The organism is Marivita sp. (assembly GCF_965656765.1).
In the GTDB taxonomy this organism is placed as follows: Bacteria; Pseudomonadota; Alphaproteobacteria; order Rhodobacterales; family Rhodobacteraceae; genus Marivita.
The window spans coordinates 5,735-26,441 of record NZ_CBFHLV010000047.1 but is presented as its reverse complement, the minus strand read 5'-3'; the positions used below and the strand labels follow the sequence as shown (position 1 = coordinate 26,441).

At 55.7% G+C, this 20,707-nt stretch carries 20 protein-coding genes; 16 read left to right on the top strand and 4 right to left on the bottom strand.

The features are described from left to right. The 6 genes from ACTG4M_RS12590 to lpdA all read left to right on the top strand — a co-directional run. A partial coding sequence (locus ACTG4M_RS12590) for a TRAP transporter substrate-binding protein (RefSeq protein WP_439124015.1) occupies positions 1-925 on the top strand: 925 nt, incomplete at its 5' end. Positions 926-1,039: 114 nt separating this feature from the next. Further along, positions 1,040-3,106, top strand: a complete 2,067-nt coding sequence (locus ACTG4M_RS12585) for a TRAP transporter large permease subunit (protein WP_439124014.1) — start codon at positions 1,040-1,042, stop codon at positions 3,104-3,106. Positions 3,107-3,127: 21 nt separating this feature from the next. Beyond that, positions 3,128-4,810 carry a D-lactate dehydrogenase gene (dld, locus tag ACTG4M_RS12580; RefSeq protein WP_439124013.1) on the top strand — a complete coding sequence of 561 codons (1,683 nt, stop codon included), beginning with the start codon at positions 3,128-3,130 and terminating at the stop codon, positions 4,808-4,810. A gap of 184 nt (positions 4,811-4,994) precedes the next feature. After that, positions 4,995-7,655 carry a pyruvate dehydrogenase (acetyl-transferring), homodimeric type gene (gene aceE / locus ACTG4M_RS12575; protein ID WP_439124012.1) on the top strand — a complete coding sequence of 887 codons (2,661 nt, stop codon included), beginning with the start codon at positions 4,995-4,997 and terminating at the stop codon, positions 7,653-7,655. Positions 7,656-7,674: 19 nt separating this feature from the next. Then, entirely contained in the window at positions 7,675-8,937 is a 1,263-nt protein-coding gene (aceF, locus tag ACTG4M_RS12570; RefSeq protein WP_439124011.1) for a dihydrolipoyllysine-residue acetyltransferase, read from the top strand. Positions 8,938-8,950: 13 nt separating this feature from the next. Continuing rightward, the gene (lpdA, locus tag ACTG4M_RS12565; protein WP_439124010.1) at positions 8,951-10,690 is read left to right on the top strand and encodes a dihydrolipoyl dehydrogenase; all 1,740 of its coding nucleotides are present in this window, start codon (positions 8,951-8,953) and stop codon (positions 10,688-10,690) included. 59 nt (positions 10,691-10,749) lie between these two features. Here lpdA and ACTG4M_RS12560 read toward each other — a convergent pair whose 3' ends face one another. Both ACTG4M_RS12560 and ACTG4M_RS12555 read right to left on the bottom strand, forming a co-directional pair. After that, positions 10,750-11,403 (bottom strand): ChrR family anti-sigma-E factor, encoded by a 654-nt coding sequence (locus ACTG4M_RS12560; RefSeq protein ID WP_439124009.1) that lies wholly within the window; start codon positions 11,401-11,403, stop codon positions 10,750-10,752. Positions 11,404-11,410: 7 nt separating this feature from the next. Continuing rightward, on the bottom strand, positions 11,411-11,917 hold the full coding sequence (locus ACTG4M_RS12555; protein ID WP_439124016.1) for a sigma-70 family RNA polymerase sigma factor: 507 nt from the start codon (positions 11,915-11,917) through the stop codon (positions 11,411-11,413). A 265-nt stretch (positions 11,918-12,182) separates the two neighbouring features. Here ACTG4M_RS12555 and ACTG4M_RS12550 point away from each other — a divergent pair, with 265 nt between their 5' ends. Genes ACTG4M_RS12550 through ACTG4M_RS12525 form a run of 6 tightly spaced genes read left to right on the top strand, consistent with a single transcriptional unit; the run spans position 12,183 to position 17,145 of the window. Beyond that, positions 12,183-13,484 (top strand): NAD(P)/FAD-dependent oxidoreductase, encoded by a 1,302-nt coding sequence (locus tag ACTG4M_RS12550; protein ID WP_439124008.1) that lies wholly within the window; start codon positions 12,183-12,185, stop codon positions 13,482-13,484. Then, positions 13,481-14,236, top strand: coding sequence for a DUF1365 domain-containing protein (locus ACTG4M_RS12545; protein ID WP_439124007.1), 756 nt, complete (start codon positions 13,481-13,483; stop codon positions 14,234-14,236). Before ACTG4M_RS12550 ends, ACTG4M_RS12545 begins: the two co-directional genes overlap by 4 nt. After that, positions 14,236-15,468 carry an MFS transporter gene (locus ACTG4M_RS12540; protein WP_439124006.1) on the top strand — a complete coding sequence of 411 codons (1,233 nt, stop codon included), beginning with the start codon at positions 14,236-14,238 and terminating at the stop codon, positions 15,466-15,468. The genes ACTG4M_RS12545 and ACTG4M_RS12540 overlap by 1 nt, the downstream gene beginning before the upstream one ends. Positions 15,469-15,472: 4 nt before the next feature. Next, positions 15,473-16,039: a DUF3833 family protein gene (locus tag ACTG4M_RS12535; RefSeq protein WP_439124005.1), complete on the top strand. Its 567-nt coding sequence runs from the start codon at positions 15,473-15,475 to the stop codon at positions 16,037-16,039. Next, a complete protein-coding gene (locus tag ACTG4M_RS12530) occupies positions 16,036-16,767 on the top strand; it encodes an SDR family NAD(P)-dependent oxidoreductase (protein ID WP_439124004.1) in 732 nt (243 codons plus the stop codon). The genes ACTG4M_RS12535 and ACTG4M_RS12530 overlap by 4 nt, the downstream gene beginning before the upstream one ends. A 60-nt stretch (positions 16,768-16,827) precedes the next feature. After that, positions 16,828-17,145 (top strand): DUF3775 domain-containing protein, encoded by a 318-nt coding sequence (locus tag ACTG4M_RS12525; protein ID WP_439124003.1) that lies wholly within the window; start codon positions 16,828-16,830, stop codon positions 17,143-17,145. Positions 17,146-17,148: 3 nt separating this feature from the next. Here the strand turns inward: ACTG4M_RS12525 and ACTG4M_RS12520 are convergent, their stop codons facing one another. Then, positions 17,149-18,402 (bottom strand): DNA polymerase IV, encoded by a 1,254-nt coding sequence (locus ACTG4M_RS12520; RefSeq protein ID WP_439124002.1) that lies wholly within the window; start codon positions 18,400-18,402, stop codon positions 17,149-17,151. Positions 18,403-18,467: 65 nt separating this feature from the next. Here ACTG4M_RS12520 and ACTG4M_RS12515 point away from each other — a divergent pair, with 65 nt between their 5' ends. Continuing rightward, positions 18,468-18,866, top strand: coding sequence for an NUDIX domain-containing protein (locus ACTG4M_RS12515; protein ID WP_439124001.1), 399 nt, complete (start codon positions 18,468-18,470; stop codon positions 18,864-18,866). Here the strand turns inward: ACTG4M_RS12515 and pyrF are convergent. Then, entirely contained in the window at positions 18,851-19,567 is a 717-nt protein-coding gene (gene pyrF / locus ACTG4M_RS12510) for an orotidine-5'-phosphate decarboxylase (RefSeq protein ID WP_439124000.1), read from the bottom strand. The genes ACTG4M_RS12515 and pyrF overlap by 16 nt on opposite strands. 105 nt (positions 19,568-19,672) lie before the next feature. On the opposite strand from pyrF, the gene ACTG4M_RS12505 reads away from it, so the two are divergent. The 3 genes from ACTG4M_RS12505 to ACTG4M_RS12495 form a co-directional block, all read left to right on the top strand. Then, entirely contained in the window at positions 19,673-20,083 is a 411-nt protein-coding gene (locus ACTG4M_RS12505) for a hypothetical protein (protein WP_439123999.1), read from the top strand. A gap of 89 nt (positions 20,084-20,172) precedes the next feature. After that, on the top strand, positions 20,173-20,343 hold the full coding sequence (locus ACTG4M_RS12500) for a hypothetical protein (RefSeq protein WP_439123998.1): 171 nt from the start codon (positions 20,173-20,175) through the stop codon (positions 20,341-20,343). A 122-nt stretch (positions 20,344-20,465) separates the two neighbouring features. Beyond that, positions 20,466-20,707, top strand: a 242-nt coding sequence (locus ACTG4M_RS12495; protein ID WP_439123997.1) for a Clp protease N-terminal domain-containing protein, incomplete at its 3' end; no start/stop codon positions are given.

Here is a 20,707-nt window from a genome sequence, read left to right as displayed (position 1 = left end):
GCCAATCCCGCGCGTTGCTGATCAGCTTGACCTGATGTCGGGCGGCACACTCAAGATGAAGGTATATGAGCCGGGCAAGCTTGTTGCTCCGTTTGAAATTCTGGATGCGGTTAGCACTGGCAAGATCAATTCTGGCTACACCACAGCTGGATACTGGGCTGGTAAAATCCCGGCGTCGCCACTGTTCTCGGCTGTGCCCTTTGGCCCCGAGGCGGGCGAATACATGGCGTGGCTGTACTATGGCAATGGCATGAGCCTTTACCAAGAGATGTACGATCAGGCCGGTTACAATGTGCATGTCATGCCGTGTGCAATCATTGCGCCAGAGACATCCGGTTGGTTCGCGAAAGAGATCAACACACCGGCTGACCTTGAAGGTCTGAAGATGCGGTTCTTTGGTTTGGGCGGAAAAGTCATGCAGAAGCTGGGCGTGGCGACATCGCTTCTGCCGGGCGGCGAAATCTTCCCGGCCTTGGAAAAGGGTGCGATTGACGCGACCGAGTTTTCCATGCCTGCGATCGACGCGCGTCTGGGTTTCCACAAGCTGGTCAAGTACAACTACTTCCCCGGCTGGCATCAGCAAGCGACCGTGTTCGAGCTGATGATTAACAAAGACGTTTGGAACGAAGCGTCTGAGCAGCATCAGGCGATCATCACCAACGCGTGCAAAGCGTCTATGGCGGACAGCTTTGCCGAAGGCGAAGCGATCCAGCACGCAGCCCTGATCGACAACGTTGAGAACAACGGCGTTGAGATCAAGCAGTGGTCGGACGAAATGCTTGCCACGTTTGAGGCGACTTGGGATGCGGTTGCTGAAGAAGAAGCGGCGAACGATGAGTTCTTCTCAAAGGTTCTGGCTGACATGAACGAATTCCGTGCCGGTTATTCGATCTGGAAAGAGAACGCTTTCCTCGCGCGGAAGTAATCCTGCGCATTGGCGGCGACCCTTGCTGAGGGTCGCCCCACATATTCGTTTTGCACTTTTTCACGGATTTGGACGCTGGGCTTTTCTGCCTGGTGAGGGACAGGAGGCACCGTCATGTCAGAGACTGTAAAAGCCATAGAAGACCCGATTGAAACCTACGAAAATATCCTTGAACACGAGGATAAGGACACTCAGCCAGTTGCTGTCGGGATCGACAAAATGGTTAAGGGTGTGGGCCATGTGGTCATGTGGGCAAATATCCTGCTGATTTCAGCCATCGTGGCGCAGGTGCTGTTTCGCTATCTGCTCAACCAGAACTATCCCAAGCTTGATGAAATCCAGTGGCATTTCTACGGATTGGTGACAATGATCGGCATTTCCTATGCGCTGGTCACAGACAGCCATGTGCGAGTCGATATCCTGCACTTGCAGCTAAGCCGTCGCGCGCAGCGGATCATCGAGGTGCTCGGCATCCTGACGCTGGTTGCGCCGTTCCTGTACCTGATGGTCGATCAGGGCTGGGATTATTTTTACGAAAGCTGGCGCGTGAGTGAACGGTCATCGTCACCGACAGGTTTGCCGGGGCGTTGGGCATTCAAGGCGATTATTCCGATTTCTTTTGTATTGCTGTCTTTCGCAGCGTTGGCGCGGTTGATCCATGACGTGCATGCGTTGTTCGCCGCGGGTGAAGAAGAACGGCAAGGCCGTGACCTGCGGCTTATCCTTTGGGCGCTTGTCAGCTTTGCCGCTGTGGCGTTTGTGCTGACCTTCTTGGTTGAGACCACCGAAGAGAAGCTGGTCATCGCCATGTTCCTGACCTTTATCGCGCTCCTCTTCACTGGGTTTCCGGTGGCGTGGACGCTGGCTGGAACGGGTGTTGCCTACTGTGGGATCGCGTATCTGTTCGACAACGGCATGATGAACTGGACGGGGCTTGAGGAAACGCTGATCGGCCTCGACTATCTGAGCCTTGGCGCGGTGGTGAACCGGGTCTACGCAACGATGTCGAACGCGGTTCTTGTCGCCTTGCCGATGTTTATCTTCATGGGTCTCATGTTGGACGAATCCGGTGTCGCCGAACGTTTGATGACGTCAATGCAAAAGCTCTTTGGCCGGACGCGTGGTGGTCTTGCGATCACGGTGACGATGATCGGCATCATCCTTGCGGCCTCTACCGGGATCATCGGCGCATCGGTTGTGTTGCTGGGTGTTCTGTCGCTGCCTACCATGATGGAACAGAAATACGCGCCGACATTGGGTACAGGCGTTGTCGCCGCGTCGGGTACGCTTGGCATTTTGATACCGCCTTCGATCATGCTGGTGATCATGGCCGACCAGATGGCGCTTTCAGTCGGTGATCTGTTTATGGCTGCGATGTTGCCGGGTGTTCTGATCGGGTTCCTGTACCTGACGTATATCTTCGTGATCTCTTACCTGAAGCCTGATGTGGCACCGGCACCTGAAGGGGCCAAGCGTCCGGATTGGAATGCGGTTAAAGATGTGATGGTTGCGGTTCTGCCGACGCTTGGACTGATCCTTGCGGTGCTTGGCTCGATCTTTGCGGGCATCTGTACCCCGACCGAAGCCTCTGGCATCGGCGCGTTGGGTGCGACGGCGCTGGCGCTCGGCTATCGCAAACTGACCCTGCAAAAGCTGATCAATGTTCTGAAGTCCACCTTCAACACCACGGCCTATATCTTTGCGATCTTTCTTGGCGCGACTGTGTTTTCTTACGTCCTGCGTGAATTGGGCGGGGATCAGTTGATCGAAGACATGATTCTAGGCACTGGTTTTGGCCCTAACGGTACAATCCTGATTATCCTGTTCATCGTTTTCCTTCTGGGCTTTGTTCTGGACTGGATTGAAATCACGCTGATCGTTTTGCCGCTCATGCGTCCGATCGTAAATGCGCTTGGTTTGGATATTCCTGGGTTTGGTGTGGTCGATGAAGCCGCGCTAGTCTGGTTTGTGATCCTTGTTGCAGTGACGCTGCAGACCTCGTTCCTGACCCCACCAGTTGGATTTGCGCTGTTCTACCTCAAGGGTGTGTGCCCGCCTGAGATCAAGTTGGGGCATATCTATAAGGGTGTGGTTCCTTTTGTCCTGTTGCAATTGACCGGGTTGGCGTCGGTATTCTTCTGGCCATGGCTTGCAACATGGCTCCCGTCAGTTGCCTATTAAGCCAAAGGGAGGAGAAGACCGATGACGGACGACGACCTTCTACGTGCATTGCGCGATGCGGTTGGGGCAAAGCACGTCCTTACCGGCGAAAAACAAACCGAGCGGTTCCGCAAAGGCTTCCGCTCGGGGGAAGGCGACGCGCTGGCGGTTGTGCAGCCGGCGACCATTCTGGAACAGTGGAACGTGCTCAAGGCCTGTGTGGAGGCGGACAAGATCGTCATCATGCAAGCCGCGAACACCGGACTGACAGAAGGTTCGACTCCCAAAGGGTCGTATGACCGCGATGTGGTTCTGATCAATACGCGCCGGATGGATGCGATCCATACTGTCAAGGATGGAGAACAAGTGGTCAGCTTGCCGGGGGCGACTCTGTTCGCTCTGGAAAAGCTGCTCAAGCCTTTGGGGCGTCAGCCGCATTCCGTAATCGGGTCGTCCTGCATAGGCGCGTCCATAGTTGGTGGTGTGTGCAACAACTCGGGTGGGTCTTTGATCGAGCGCGGCCCGAGCTATACCGAGTTGTCTTTATTCGCGCGGATCACCGAAGGCGGCCAACTTGAGCTGGTCAATCACCTGGGAATCGCGCTTGGCGACACGCCGGAAGAGATCTTGAGCCGTGTTCAAAACGGCGATTTCAGTGACGCGGATCTTGAAGCAACCAATAAGCGGGCGTCCGATACGGAGTATCATCGCCGTGTGCGCGACGTTGATGCAGACAGCCCCGCGCGATTCAACGCGGATAAGCGACGTCTTTATGAATCGGCCGGATGCGCTGGCAAGCTGGCAGTCTTTGCGGTGCGGTTGGATACCTATCCGATCAACGCATCCGAGCAGACCTTTTATATCGGGACCAATGATCCTGATGCCCTGACGGATCTGCGGCGGCATATCCTTTCGAGTTTCGATAGTCTTCCTGTCTCGGGCGAATACATGCACCGCGCATGTTTCGACGTTTCGGAAAAATACGGCAAAGACACAGTCATGATGATTGACTGGCTGGGGACCGATAAGCTTCCTACTTTTTTTGCGCTGAAAGGCGCGGTCGATGCCCGGTTGAACAAGTTTGCTTTGACCCGAGGGTTCACAGACCGGTTTATGCAGCTGGCCTCACGACTTGCGCCCAAAGTGTTGCCAAAGCGGCTGACCGACTATCGCGACCGGTACGAGCACCACTTGATCCTTAAGATGCGCGATCGCGGTGTGGCCGAAGCGAAGTCCTTCTTGAGCGGGTTCTTTGCTGAACGCGAGGGGGATTTCTTTGAGTGCACAGCGCGTGAAGGCAAGCTAGCCGGGTTGAACCGCTTTGCCGCAGCCGGTGCCGCGATCCGGTATCAGAACGTGCATCAAACCGAGGTCGAAGACATCCTTGCGCTGGATATCGCGCTGAAGCGCAATGAACGCGCGTGGCTTGAAGACCTGCCGGCCCGTATCGCTGATAAGCTTGTTCACAAGCTCTATTACGGTCACTTTTTCTGCCACGTTCTGCATCAGGATTACATTGTGAAAAAGGGTGTCGATGTGAAAGCGCTAAAGGCGGAAATGCTGGAACTTTTGGATCAGCGGGGGGCTGAGTACCCTGCCGAACATAACGTGGGCCACATCTATCAGGCTAAGCCGGATCTTGCCAATTTCTATAAGTCGATTGATCCGACCAACACGTTTAATCCGGGCATCGGCAAGATGTCACGTTGCAAGCACTACGCATGATAGCTTTGTTTAGCTTTGAACTACTTTGCCATGCGCCTGATGCATGGACGCTATGACGCTGGCTGGCTGCCGCAAAGGAACCTGGCATGCTAGGAGCGCGTTACATTGTTGGCAAGAATTGCGACAAAGCAATTTGTTCAGCGGTAAACTAATGGCCTTAGGCCAGACCAAGGGAAGAGGGATTATGAAAGACAGCCCGAACGATATTGACCCGGTCGAATCTCAGGAATGGCAAGACGCGATAGAAGACGTCATCCTTCGGGATGGTGCGGATCGCGCACATTTTCTGCTCGACAAGGCCGTGCAACAGGCACGAGCCGCCGGTGCAAAACTGCCATTTTCGGCGAACACGCCTTACCAGAATACGATTGCGCAGGATGATGAGATCGAAATCCCCGGTGATACGGAGATGGAGTGGCGCATCCGTACAATCAATCGCTGGAACGCTATGGCGACTGTGGTCAAGCGGAACAAGGAAAGCAGCGAATATGGTGGCCATATTGCATCCTTCGCATCGTCCGCGGCGCTGTATGATATAGGTTTAAACCACTTTTGGCGGTCCAAATCCGCAATCCACGGTGGCGATCTGGTGTTCTTCCAAGGTCACGTGATTCCGGGCATTTATGCGCGGTCGTTCATGGAAGGTCGGATCAGCGCGGAAGAGCTTGAAAACTTCCGCTCCGAAGTGTCGGGTGGCGGTCTAAGCTCGTATCCGCACCCATGGCTGATGCCGGATTACTGGCAGTTCCCGACCGTTTCGATGGGTCTGGGACCGCTTATGGCGATCTATCAGGCGCGGTTCATGAAATACATGCACAACCGAGGCCTTATCGACATGGCCGACCGCAAGGTGTGGTGTTTCCTTGGTGACGGCGAGATGGACGAACCGGAAAGCCGGGGCGCGATTGATCTGGCGCATCGTGAAGGTCTCGATAACCTGATCTTTGTCGTGAACTGCAACCTGCAGCGTCTAGATGGCCCGGTGCGTGGCAACGGCAAAATCGTACAAGAACTTGAGGGCGATTTCCGCGGTGCCGGTTGGGACGTGATCAAGCTTCTTTGGGGCCGTGGTTGGGACGAGCTGCTGGAGCGTGACACCTCTGGCAAGCTGCGCCAATTGATGGATGAAACCGTCGATGGCGATTACCAGACATTCAAATCCAAAGATGGCGCGTATATTCGTGAGAATTTCTTTGGGAAATATCCCGAGACTGCCGCTCTGGTCGAAGACTGGACGGACGATCAGATTTGGGCGCTGCGGCGGGGCGGGCATGATCCCAAGAAGGTATACAATGCCTTCCTTCGGGCAAGCCAAGCCAAGGGAACGCCAACCTGTTTGCTGGTCAAGACTGTCAAAGGTTATGGCATGGGCACGGCTGGCGAAGGCCAGAACACCACGCACCAGCAGAAGAAAATGCAGTTCGATCAGCTTAAGGCGATGCGGGATCGGTTCCAGATCCCTGTCACCGATGAAGAGCTGGAAAAGGATGTGCCGTTCGTTAGCCTGAACAATGCGCAAAAGGCCTATCTGGCCGACCGTCGCAAAGAACTGGGTGGCTCGTTCCCTGTGCGCCATTGGCGCGAGGCGCCCAAGCTGGAAATCCCAGCGTTGGATCAGTTCAAGGGACAACTTGAATCAACCGGCGACCGCGAGATTTCGACGACGATGGCGTTTGTTCGTATTTTGACGACGCTGCTGCGCGACAAGAAGGTCGGCAAAAACGTTGTGCCGATCGTGCCAGACGAAAGCCGCACCTTTGGGATGGAAGGGCTGTTCCGGTCGGCGGGAATTTATAATCCGTTGGGTCAGAACTACACCCCGCAAGACCGCGATCAGATGATGTTCTACAAAGAGAGCCTGGACGGTCAGGTTCTCCAGGAGGGTATCAACGAAGCTGGCGCGATGGCGGATTGGATTGCCGCGGCAACGTCGTATTCAAACCACGGCGTGCCGATGATCCCGTTCTTCATTTACTACTCAATGTTCGGCTTCCAGCGGATCGGTGATTTGGCTTGGGCCGCTGGCGATAGCCGTGCGCGTGGGTTCATGCTGGGCGGAACTGCGGGACGCACCACGCTGAACGGCGAAGGGTTGCAGCACGAGGATGGGCATTCGCACATTCTTGCCAGCACCATTCCGAACTGCATCAGCTATGATCCGACCTTCAGCTACGAAGTGGCGGTCATTGTGCAGAATGGTTTGCAGCGGATGTTTGTCGATCAGGAAGATGTGTATTTCTATCTGACTTTGATGAACGAGAACTATCAGCATCCCGAAATGCCGATGGGGGCTGAGGAAGGGATCATCAAGGGTCTTTACCGGATGCACAAAACGGCAAAGCCGAGCAAAAAGCATGTAAACCTGCTGGGATCTGGAACGATCCTTGTGCAGGCGCTCAAAGCGGCCGAGATGCTGAAAGAAGATTTCGGTGTCACTTCGGACATCTGGTCAGCTACATCGCTGAACGAGTTGGCCCGCGATGGTCAGGATTGTGTACGTCACAACCGTCTGAATCCGCTTGATGACCCGAAAGTGCCGTATGTCACGCAATTGCTTGAAGGGGCCAAAGGGCCGGTTATTGCCGCAACCGACTACATGAAGAACTACGCTGAACAAATCCGTGCCTTTGTGCCGGGTCGGTTCACAGTTCTGGGCACTGACGGCTATGGCCGGTCGGACAGCCGCTTGAACTTGCGCCGGTTCTTTGAAGTGGATGCAAACCATATCGCCGCAGCTGCGATGGTCGACCTCTTCCGCGAGGGTGCGGTGACAGAGAAAGACCTCAAGACAGCTTTGAAGAAATACGACATCGACGGCGAAAAGCCGAACCCGCGTCTGGTGTGAGCGGGAGGAGAACAAGACTATGACTATTGATGTAAAAGTTCCTGATATCGGTGATTTTGACGATGTCCCTGTTGTCACTGTTCTGGTGAGTGTGGGTGACACCATTGCCGAGGAAGACCCAATCGTTGAATTGGAGTCGGACAAAGCCACGATGGAAGTCCCTAGTTCGGCTGCGGGTGTTGTGAAAGAGATCAAGGTCTCTGAGGGCGATAAAGTGTCTGAGGGATCGCTGATCCTTGTTCTAGAGGGCGAGGGGGCTTCCGCTGCGCCGAAGGAAGATGCGAAGGCGGAACCCAAGACAGACACTTCGGCAGCAGCGCCTGCTGCTGCTCCGGCTGGGGCGCCGGCACCTGCCAAGACCGATGCCGGTTTTGGCAAGGTTCACGCCTCGCCGTCTGTCCGAGCCTTTGCACGCACGGTTGAGATTGACCTTGCGACTGTTAACGGCACGGGCCGAAAGGGCCGCATCCTGCGCGAAGACGTGATGAAGGCGATGAAGTCAGCGGTAGCACCGGCTGCGGCTGGTGGGGCAGTTTCCGGAGGTATGGGTATCCCACCGATCCCGGCTGTGGATTTCTCCAAGTTCGGGCCGGTCGAAGAAGTAGAGATGTCCCGGATCAAGAAGATCTCGGGTCCGGCGCTTCACCGGTCATGGCTCAACATTCCGCATGTCACGCACAATGATGAAGCCGACATCACCGACCTTGATAAGTATCGCAAGGAAATGGACACGATGGCCAAAGACAACGGCTACCGCGTGACGTTGCTGTCCTTCGTGATCAAGGCGTCAGTTTCTGCGCTCAAAGAGCATTGGGAGTTCAATTCTTCGATCCACCCAGATGGTGACAAACTGATCAAGAAAGACTTCTACAACATCGGCTTTGCGGCGGACACGCCGAACGGTCTTATGGTTCCAGTCATCAAAGATGCGGATCGCAAAGGTCTGGTCGACATCTCGAAAGAGCTGATGACTTTGTCAAAAGCGGCGCGCGACGGTGAGCTGAAGTCCAAGGACATGCAGGGTGCGACCTTTACGATCTCGTCTTTGGGCGGCATTGGGGGCACCAGCTTTACCCCAATCGTGAATGCGCCAGAGGTCGCGATCTTAGGTCTGACACGGTCGAAGATGGCGCCTGTTTGGAACGGCGAAGAGTTTGTGCCGCGCCTAATGCAGCCACTTAGTCTGTCTTACGATCACCGCGCCGTCGATGGGGCTTTGGCCGCGCGCTTCTGCGTGACGCTCAAGAACTTGCTTGGCGATATGCGCAAGTTGATGTGGTAAAGGGAGCGATCTGATGGATATCAAAGTACCCGATATCGGGGATTTCAATGACGTTCCGGTTGTGACTGTCCTGGTCAGCGTCGGCGACACGGTTAGCGAAGAAGACCCGCTGATCGAACTCGAATCTGACAAGGCGACGATGGAAGTGCCATCACCGGCCGCTGGCACCATAACTGAGATCAAAGTCAAAGAGGGTGATAAGGTCTCTGAAGGTGACGTGATCATGGTGTTCGAAGGTGCGGACGCCAAAGCTGAAGAGGCACCGAAAGGGTCCGATGTAGCACCCGCCGCGCCCCAATCTGTTGCAGCGACCGGTACCGCGTCTGGCAAAGGCGACGTTCATGCCGAGGTGGTTGTTCTGGGTTCTGGCCCGGGCGGCTATACGGCTGCGTTCCGTGCTGCAGATCTCGGCAAAAAGGTTGTCTTGATCGAAAAGTACCCATCGCTTGGTGGTGTGTGTCTGAACGTCGGCTGCATCCCGTCAAAAGCGCTGCTTCACGTGGCGAAGGTGATTACCGAGGCTGAGGAAATGGGGAGCCACGGCATCAGCTTTGGCAAACCGAAGATCGATCTGGATGAACTGCGCGACTTCAAAAACAGCGTGGTCGGTCAATTGACCGGCGGTTTGAGCGGACTTGCCAAAGGCCGCAAGGTTCAGGTCGTTCAGGGCTACGGCACCTTCACTGGACCGAACATGATCGAAGTGATTGGTGACGACGGCAAAACCAATGTCAGCTTTGATCAGTGTATCATCGCCGCCGGGTCGGAACCTGTGAACCTGCCGTTTATTCCGCATGATGATGACCGGGTGATCGACTCGACCGGAGCTTTGGAACTCAAGGACATCCCAAAGCGGATGCTGATCCTTGGTGGCGGCATTATCGGGCTTGAGATGGCCTGTGTTTACGATGCGCTTGGGTCCAAGGTTTCAGTTGTGGAATTCATGGACCAACTGATGCCGGGGGCTGACAAGGATATTGTCAAGCCGCTGCACAAACGGATCGAAGGCCGGTACGAAAACATCTGGCTCAAGACTAAGGTCACCGCTGTCGAAGCACAGAAAAAGGGTCTCAAGGTCACGTTCGAGAACGACAAGGGTGAGACCTTTGATGACACTTTCGACAAGGTTCTGGTTGCGGTGGGTCGAAAACCGAATGGCAAGATAATTGACGTCGAAAAGGCCGGCGTTGCCGTGGATGAGCGCGGCTTTATCGCCGTGGACAACCAGCAGCGTACCGGTGTCGCGCATATCTTTGCGATTGGGGATGTCGTCGGTCAGCCAATGCTGGCGCATAAGGCAGTTCACGAGGGCAAAGTCGCGGCCGAAGTCTGTGCGGGACACAAGCGTTTCTTCGACGCATCGTTGATTCCGTCAGTCGCTTATACCGATCCCGAAGTGGCGTGGTGCGGTGTGACCGAGACCGAAGCAAAAGCCAAAGGTATCAAATACGAAAAGGGCGTGTTTCCATGGGCGGCCTCTGGCCGGTCCTTGTCGAACGGTCGGAACGAGGGGATTACCAAGCTCTTGTTCGATCCCGAAGATGATCGTGTCATTGGGGCCTGCATCGTTGGAACCAACGCAGGTGACCTGATTTCCGAAGTAGCGCTAGCCATTGAAATGGGTGCGGATGCGGTTGATCTTGGACACACGATCCACCCGCACCCAACCTTGTCCGAAACGGTGAACTTTGCTGCTGAGATGTTCGAAGGCACCATCACTGATTTGATGCCGCCGAAAAAGAAAAAGGCGTAATCGCGAAAACAGATAAGGGGGCCGGTGGGCCCCCTTATTACGTACCTCGTGTTTGAGAATTATATCCCAAGGAACGGCTGCGCGATGCGCGGCACCAGTCCTTTGAATTTCAGTGGTGCGTCGGTTACAGCCAGACAAATGCAATCTTCCGATATATCGGCCACGGGTGTGTGGTTAAGATCTTCGCTGGCAACCTCGATATCGCCACGTCCGAAATATCCACCTTCGTCCTGGAATGCGCCCTTGAGCACGAGGGTCAACTCAAGACCGTGGTGACCGTGGTCGGGGATGGCAGTTCCGGCGGGGATGTAAAGCAGCCGTGCTGTTGCGTCTTCAGACGTCGGAATTAGCGCTTGTTTGACGCCCATGCCCGCAGACCGCCAACGCACGTTTTCCAGACTGCCACCGACGTAATCCGCCAAGGGGGCAGGCAACACGCGATCGGGTTCCGGTGCAACGATTTTCGCGCCGGCTTCGACACTGTCCTGAGAATGGATCAAATCAAGTACCGAGCTCAGGCTGCTTGTCGACATCTCAACGGTATCGCAGGTGTCCAGAACTGCGCCGCCGACTGCGTCGTAACTTCCAAGGGCCGCTCGGCACTCATCGCAAAGCGAGATGTGCGTTGCCACGATCAAGTTGACAGCTTCTGGCAGGTCACCAGCCGAGTAAGCCATCAATAGATCGTCAGTAAGGTGATGTTTCACGGTCATTGTTTCTTCACTTCATAGAATGGCGCAAACGCTCAAGCGCCAACCTAATGCGGGATTTGATTGTTCCAAGGGGAAGGCCTGTTTGCTCGGCGATCTCACTATGAGACAATTCCCCGAAGTATGCCTTTTCAATCAGTTCCCTCTGTTTCTTTGGAAGATCGCGCAAAGCACGACCCAGTTGCTCACTCTCCTGTTGTAGCCCAAGCACGTCTGCCTGATCGGGCTCTGCTTCGGGCCCCCAAGGCAGATCCTCGGGCTCCGGACGCCGCTGTTTGCGTAGCACGTCAATTTTCTTGTTGCGGGCGATTGTGAAAATCCAAGTCGATGGACTTGCCCGTGTAGCATCAAACAGATGCGCCTTATTCCATACCGTCACGAGCACCTCTTGCGCACACTCTTCAGCAAGCGCAGAATCCATGCCCGTCCGCATGAGGAACGATTTTACGCGCGGGCCAAAGTGGCCAAACAGTCGGATAAAGGCCGCTTCGTCCCGATCATCGCGGACGGCGACCATTTCATCTACCCAGGGCGCGATGCTGTGTTGCGTTCCGTCATTCAAAGTCTTCATTCCGTCCGCGGCTGCCGTGCAGAGGTCACCCATTTCAAGCCCATTGGCAACGGGAGAGGTCTCACAATCCGACGAAAGCACGATTGTCGTGAACATATGAGAGTTACGTCATGGGCACACGCTTGGATCAAAGATAATTTTCTTTTTCTTTTCATCCGCTCCAGCACCTAGACCGTAAACAAAACTAGACACACTACAGAAAGACCCACACATGCCATTTGAAGCCCGCGCCAGCGACCCCAAGAAAATTGCCGTGATTGGCGCAGGTATTTCGGGAATGGGGGCAGCGCACATGCTGTCCGAAGATCACCATGTCACTCTGTACGAAGCAGAGCCACGCTTGGGCGGTCATGCCCGGACGATTATGGCGGGCAAGGATGGTGACCAACCGGTCGATACCGGGTTTATCGTGTTCAACTATGCCAATTACCCGCACCTTGCGCGCCTATTCAACGCGCTGGATGTGCCGGTAACCAAAAGCAACATGAGCTTTGCCGCAAGCCTTGATGGCGGTCGCATCGAATATGCGCTGGCCAGCTTGGCGTCGATCTTTGCGCAGAAAAAGAACATGGTGAACCCCAAGTTCCTACGCATGCTTGCCGACATCGCTAAGTTCAATAGGCACGCGCTTGATGCTACTCGTGACCGCACGCTGAGCCTTGGTGCGTTTCTGGATCAGCTTGGCACCGGCGAATGGTTCCGTGACTTCTATCTCCTGCCATTGACAGGCGCGATTTGGTCGACCCCGACAGTAAAAGTGATGGATTTTCCAGCGCACGCCCTTGTGCAGTTCATGGAAAACCACGCGCTTTTGTCGGTCTCGGGGCAGCATCAATGGTACACAGTTCAAGGCGGTTCGATTGAATATGTACGAAGGCTTGAAGTGTCTTTGACAGCGCGCGGCGTTACTTTGCGTCTTGGGTCGCCGATTGATGGCGTTCGGCGTGATGCAATGGGTGCCGAGGTCAAGTCGCAAGGCTCTGAGTGGGAGCGATATGATGAGGTGGTCTTTGCCACACATTCCGACGACACGCTGCGTTTGCTATCGGATGCAACGACGGTCGAAAAGCGGGCTCTTGGTGCCATCAAGTATCAACCAAACCGCGTCGTTTTGCATGCCGATGCGAGCGTAATGCCTAACAAGCGTATTTGCTGGTCGTCGTGGAATTATACCGAAAGCTCGGCGAAAGAGCTGAACACCATCGACCTGACTTATTGGATGAACAGTCTTCAGCCGATCCCGGAAAATGACCCCCATTTCGTGACGTTAAACACCACGCGCCCGATCCGTGACGACCTGATTTATGACGAATGCACTCTGCGCCACCCGGTCTACGACCTCGAAGCGTTGGCGGGGCAACAAGCAGTGCGTGAGATGAATGGTACGCACCGGACATGGTTCTGCGGTGCTTGGATGAAGAATGGCTTCCACGAAGACGGTCTTGGCAGTGCTGTCGATGTTGTCGATGCGATCCGCGCTAGAAATGCAGTTGCTGTTGTGGCTGCGGAATGACCGGTGTCGATCATATCGTCGGCCACACTTACCATGGCCGAAAGGGTAGCACTGAGAACGCGTTTCGCTATTCCATCGACTACGTGATGCTTGATGCCGAAGCTGCGCCCAAGACGCCATGGTTCTTCTCGCGGAACAATGGAAATCTGGCCAGCCTGCAAGACAGCGACCATGGCGGTGCGCCCGGCAAAGGCAGCGGAGCTTTGTGGGCGCGTGAGGTGCTGGATGCGCATCAAGTCCGTGCGCCAGGCCGTTTGATGCTGCTCGCGCAGCCACGGTTTATGGGCCATGTGTTTAACCCGGTGTCTTTCTGGCTTGCGCATGACGAGCAAGACAACCTGATTGCGGTGATTGCCGAAGTGTCCAACACGTTTGGGGATCGTCATTCCTACCTTTGCCGCAAGCCGGGAAACGCACCGATAGATCCATCTGACCGGTTGCAAGCGACCAAGATTTTCTACGTCTCACCCTTCCAGCCTGTCGAAGGCGGCTACGAATTCCGGTTCGACATCCGGCCAGACAAGATTGGGATTTGGATTGACTATACCCAAGAATCGGGCGGTTTGATTGCCACGCTGACCGGACCGCGTAAGGCGATCAGCAATTGGTCGATCCTGCGGTCGATCCTGCGACGCCCCTTTGGATCGCGCCGCGTTTTGGCATTGATCCATTGGCAGGCGCTTAAGTTATGGTGGAAAGGGTCGCGTTATCGCACACGGACCGAACCACCTATGGAAGAAGTCAGCCAGTAATGGTGGCTGATCGGCAAAACCTTGGTGGATACGCCATCTTCGCGGCGGTCCTGGCGGCTGCGGGTTTGCCGATCTACATCCATGCGCCGAAATTCTACGTCGATGAATACGGGGTGAGCCTTGCTGCACTTGGCTCTGTTCTGTTTGGTCTGCGACTTCTGGATGTGGTGCAAGACCCGCTTTTGGGCAAGCTGGCAGTTGCTGTTCGCAATGTGCAGGGCATTGCCGTTGGTGTGACGCTGGCGATCATGGGCGCCGCCATGCTCGGATTATTCGCAGTCACGCCGCCGACAAATCCGGTCCTATGGTTTGCGGTGATGCTGACTCTGGTGTTTTCTGCGTTCAGCTTTCTGACAATCAATTTCTACGCGCGCGGTGTTCAAAAGGCCAAGGTGCTTGGTGGGGACACTGGCTATCTTCGGGTCGCCCGGTGGCGCGAGACGGGTGCGTTGTTGGGTGTCTGTGTCGCCTCGGTCCTGCCGTCGATCTTTCTGGCCATTGCGTGGCCCGAGTTCTTTTCTTATGCGGCTGTCTTTGCACTGGCCTGTTTGATTGCCGGGCTGGCCATGCACAATGAATGGCGGGGGGCAACGACAGAACCATCGGCGGGGTTCGGGATTGTCCTCAGGGATCAGATATCCCGTCGGTTGCTGATGATCGCTTTGGTGAATGCGGCACCTGTTGCAGTAAGTTCCACGCTGTTTCTGTTTTTTGTCGAGAGCCGCTTGGATGCGCCGGGATGGGAAGGACCACTTCTGCTGTTGTTTTTTGTAGCCGCAGCTGCAGCCGCTCCGCTTTGGGGCGCGCTGGCGGAACGGATCGGTGCAAAGCCCGCTTTACTGGCAGCGATGGTTCTGGCGATCATCGCGTTCAGCTTTGCAATGATGCTGGGCAGCGGTGACACGGTTTGGTTCGCAATCATTTGCCTTGCCTCAGGTGCGGCGGTTGGCGCCGATCTGACGCTACTGCCTGCCGTTTTCGCGCGGCGCATGGAAACGGTTGCACCGAACGCTTCTGAAGGGTTTGCGCTTTGGGGCTTTGTGTCCAAGTTCACACTTGCCTTTGCAGCTATCGCGCTGCTGCCCATTCTCGAAGCCAGCGGTTTCACTTCGGGCGGTGATAACAGTGACGCGGCTTTGAATACTTTGACTTTGCTCTATGCAGGAGTGCCCTGTGCTTTGAAACTGGTGGCGATCGGCCTTCTGATCGCAACGCCGATCGGAAAGGATTGACGTCATGGAGACTGTCTTTCTCGTCGCTTTCGGAGCAAGTTTAATGCTCGTCCTTGGATACCTTAAGAACAGGTATTTCGATTTCTTTGGTCAAACTCCGTCTGACTATACGGATGCCGGTGGCGAAGCGTTTGATCTTCGCACGCACCTGAATGGCCCGATTGTCTGCGAAGGGGTCATCTATGGGCCCACCGGGCGGGTTACTTCGCGATTTGTCGGTGATTTTGACGCGGAATGGTCCGGGAACAAGGGGGTCATGAAAGAGCGGTTTGTTTATGACAGCGGTGATGAAGTGCTGCGGGAATGGAACCTGACGCTTGGCAATGATGGCCGGATTCGCGCAACGGCATCTGACGTTGTTGGCGAAGGCGAGGGCATGCAAAGCGGTCCGACGGTGCAGCTCAAGTACAAATACAAGCTTCCGGAGGGGCAGGGCGGGCATGTGCTGGATACCACTGACTGGATGTATCTGGCGCCGAATGGAACCATCGTGAACCGCAGCCAGTTTCGGAAGTACGGAATTAAGGTGGCTGAATTGGTAGCCACGATGCGCAGAAAGGAAGCAGCGTGATAGACTGGGCTGGTAAACGATATTGGTTGGTCGGGGCAAGTGAAGGCCTCGGCGCAGCTTTGGCGCACAAGATGAGTGCGGCAGGCGTCCATCTCGTTTTGTCGGCCCGAAGCGAAGACAAGTTACGCGATTTGGCCAACGAACTGCCAGGTCGCGCGGATGTCGTTACCGTCGATGTGTCGGACGCGGAGTCGATTAAAGTCGCAGCGCAAGAGGTTGGCGACATTGACGGCGTCGTACAGATCGCTGGCGTCTATTGGCCGTTTGGAGCCATGGACTGGGACGCCGATCAGGCGGTTGCGATGGCAGATATCAATTTCACTGGGGCCATGCGCCTGATGGGGACTGTCGTTCCGAAATTCGTTGAACGTGACGCAGGACACATCGTGCTGACTGGCTCGCTTTCTGGCTTTCGGGGGTTGCCAGGGGCTGCGGCCTATACCTCATCAAAGGCGGGCGTGATGACACTTGCTGAATCGCTTTACGCCGATCTGCACCGGACCAATGTGAAGGTTCAGTTGATCAATCCGGGTTTCGTGAAGACCCGTTTGACCGACAAAAACGACTTTAACATGCCATTCATCATGGAGCCCGAAGATGCCGCGCGCGAATTCTTTGAGCACATGAACACAGATGCGTTCAAGCGCAGCTTCCCGACCGTGTTTTCATGGGTGTTCCGGGGCAGCCAGTTCCTGCCGGATTGGCTTTACTATCGGCTGTTTGCTTAAGATCAAAGTCAAAGATTTGTTTCTCGCCCATGTTTCAATCAACGACATGGGAGATTCGAGATGGAACATATCAGTGCAAATAAGGTCGCCGCGGTGATCGTCATGGCCCGCGAGTTGAACAGAGCCGAAGGCGAGATGCGCGGTTTTATCGACCGGATGGATGAAGAAGAACAAGCTGCCTTGGTCACGGTCATGTGGATTGGCCGGGGTGCGTTCGAGGTCGATGAATGGAACGAGGGCTTCCAGACCGCGATGAACGAGGCGACCACGCCCACCGCAGACTATTTGATTGGAACCCCCCATCTGGCCGACCATCTAGAGGCAGGTTTGGATGCGCTTGGTATTTCTGCGGTAGATGAAGAAAACCAGCTGATGTGAACCTCAGCGCAAGGCGCGACCTTTGAGGATCGCGTCAGGACCGAATTTTTCCCGAATGGCATCGGTGGCGCGCTCGGCTTGGGCGCGCTTTACGCCTTGGGGGTCAAGTAGATCACCTGAAATGTCCGCACCTTCAGCCGCGCTTAGGTCGCTGATCCCGGCGCCCAGCAGACGATATGGCCCCTGATCGCCCACTTGATCGAATAGCGCGCGGGCGTTTCGATAGATGCGGTCGGCGATTTGGGTTGGATCGCTAAGAGACATCCGCTTGGTCACCAGCGTGAAGTTCGACTTTTTAAGCTTGAGTGTCACAACGCGCCCAGCCAACGATTTGGCCTTGGCGCGGTCCGAAACCTTTTCGCACATGCGCCATAGATGACCGTCAAGAAGGTCGGGATCATTTGTGTCTTCGTGAAACGTGGTTTCGTTCGAGATGGATTTCATTGGGCTATGGGCCGATACGCGCCTTTGATCTTGTCCGCGGGCGAGGTGATAAAGCCTGTGGCCCATGCTGCCAAACCGATGTGTGAGGTCGTCCAACTCCCAGCGCAGTAAATCGTCAAAAGTGCGTATCCCGGCACGGTCCAACGCCTCTTGCGTGGCTGTACCCACGCCCCAGATCATGCGCACGGGTTTGGGCCGCAGAAATTCTTCGGTTTCCGCTTTGCCAATCACCGAAAACCCGCGTGGTTTGTCGAGGTCTGATGCGATCTTGGCGAGAAACTTGTTATGGCTCAGACCGATAGAGCCAGTTAGCTTTAGCTCTTCACGCATGCGTTTGACCAACCGGGCCAACATCACCGCAGGTGGGTGACCATGCAAGCGCGCGGTGCCGGTCAGGTCGATGAACGCTTCGTCCAACGACAATGGTTCAATCGACGGGGTCAGCTCTTCCATCAAGTGTCGGATCGCGCGCGAGGCTTCGACATAGGCCTCCATGCGGGGTTTCACGATAATGGCGTCCGGGCAAAGCTTGAGCGCCTGAAACATCGGCATGGCGGATCGTACGCCCTTTATTCTGGCGACATAGCAAGCGGTTGACACCACGCCGCGCCGCCCGCCGCCAATGATCACGGGTTTATCCGCCAGATCCGGATTGCCGCGCTTTTCGACCGACGCGTAGAACGCGTCGCAATCCATATGGGCAATGCTCAAATCATAGAGTTCAGGATGGGACAACACACGCGGCGACCGGCACGCGGGACAGCGCGCACCGGAGTCGAATTCTGTCAGACAATCACGGCAAAGGGCAGGCATGGGTTGGGTATCCGAACGAGCCTGCGCAGGGTACACCCGGCACGTGTCAGACAAAAGGCTGGATCATGCAGGACTTCGGCGGAGCCAAGCTTATTCTCTTCATAGGGGAACGGATCGTCGTGCTGCGCCGAGACGAAAGACCCGATATACCGTGGCCTGGCCGGCTTGATCTGCCGGGTGGTGGACGTGAGGGCAATGAGACATCGGAGGCTTGTGTACTGCGCGAGACGTTTGAAGAGATTGGTCTGGTGTTGAACACCCGCGATCTTGTCTGGCGGGATCAATTTGAACGCGGTGTCTTTTTTGCGGCGCATCTTCCCACAGAAGCTGAGGCCGACATCGAGTTTGGGTCCGAAGGTCAGGGATGGTCGCTTATGGACCCTTTGGGGTATGCCCAACATCCTGAAGCCATACCGCATTTCGCCAGCATGGTGCGGCGATATCTGGGTCAGCGGTTTGGATGAACCGCTTGTGGCGATTGCATTTCTGCGACAATCGCCTGGGCTGCTGCGCGGGGGTCGCTAGCTTTCCATACTGGGCGGCCGACGACGATGTGATCGACGCCGTTCTTGACCGCATTGGCGGGTGTGGCGACGCGTTTCTGATCGCCAAGGTCGGAGCCGGCCGGGCGTACGCCTGGTGTAACAATCAAGCGGCCGTTTGCTTCGGGCAATGCACGGATCAACGCGGCCTCGTTGGGGGATGAGATGACGCCATCGGCACCCGCGTCGAACGCCCGCCCGGCACGTTCAGTCACAAGGTCTGGGATCGCGCCGTCACGGATCAGGCTTTCGTCCAGGTCAGAGCGTTCCAGTGATGTAAGGATCGTCACCGCAAGGATCTTGAGGTCTGACCTCGCAGCGCCCTCTTTCGCGGCGCGCACCACATGTGGGTCACCATGCACGGTCAGGAAATCCAGATCGTACTGTGCCAATCCGCGAACGGCGGCTTCGACCGTAGCGCCGATGTCGAACAATTTCATATCCAGAAAGATGCGTTTGCCATGCTCTTGCTTAAGCTCGTCCGCCAGCGCGAGCCCGCCACCTGTCAGCATGCCAAGGCCGATTTTGTAGAACGAAACGGCATCCCCGAGGTGAGTGGCGAGTTCCAGCCCCGCAAGCGCGTTTGGCACGTCCAGCGCAACAATCAAACGGTCATCGGACATGGTGGCGTTCCTTTTCCAAAGTTGCCCCGTCTTACCCGGGTGCGGCCAAGCGTCAAGGAACAACCGGACTGGGCGTGGGTTGATCTTGTAACAAAGGAGGCGCGCATGACGCAGAACACCACACAGAATTCAGCCCGGAGTAGATTGCTCCCGGTGACGATTATCGTTTTGTCCGTTGGACTTGTTGGCATTGCCATTTGGCAAATTGGACCAAGCCCGTATTCGCAGACCAATCCGTATCTCGACGATCCGTCCCAGAGCCCAACTGGTGCAGGCAGCAATCCCGATGGAACAGCTGCGGTTGTGGAAGATCAGTTCCCAATTGAACGAGACGCCGATCGTATTATAGACGGAAGCTCAGATGCCAACGATCTAACAGGGATCACCCGCACGCAACCTGAGAACACAGTGGCAGACGAGGGGCGACGGACACTTGATCCGTCCGATGTTGTCACCCCCGATTCAGGTACGGTGAGCAATGAAACGGGAACCGTTCAGCCGCCGCAGGAATCGTAATGCGTGGATATTTATATCTGCTTATCCCTTTCGGGTTTGTCGCGTTAGTAGGCACAATGGTTTTGTTCGGAAGACCGACAGGAGGCCCTGTGGCCCCCGCACCGCAACAGATCGACACCAGCCCCCTTGCCACAAGCGAGTCGCCGTCGCCGAACACGGAAGAGGTCATTGACCCCGACACAGACAGTGCCGGCGTACCAACACCCTCGGGGCCGGAATACGACGATAATGAAACGATTTTGGACGAGTTCACCAACTAGTCGATCACAGGCTCTTGAACGGGGGCATTCGTGCCCCCATTTTCTATGCAGAAGGCTCCAGAAAGATACGTGCCGAATTCGGGCGTTTTGAAAGATGGGGTGCTTAACAGAAGGAGAGAGCCATGAACTTAGAGAAGTTCACGGAACGGTCGCGCGGTTTCATTCAAGCTGCTCAGACAATTGCTATGCGGGAAAGCCATCAAAGGCTGGCTCCCGAACACATCCTCAAAGCACTGATGGACGACGATCAAGGATTGGCGTCCAATCTGATCCAAAGTGCCGGCGGCGCGCCAGAGCGCGTTGTTCAGGCGTTGGATGGCAAGATGGCCAAAATCCCCAAAGTGTCGGGCGATTCAGGGCAGGT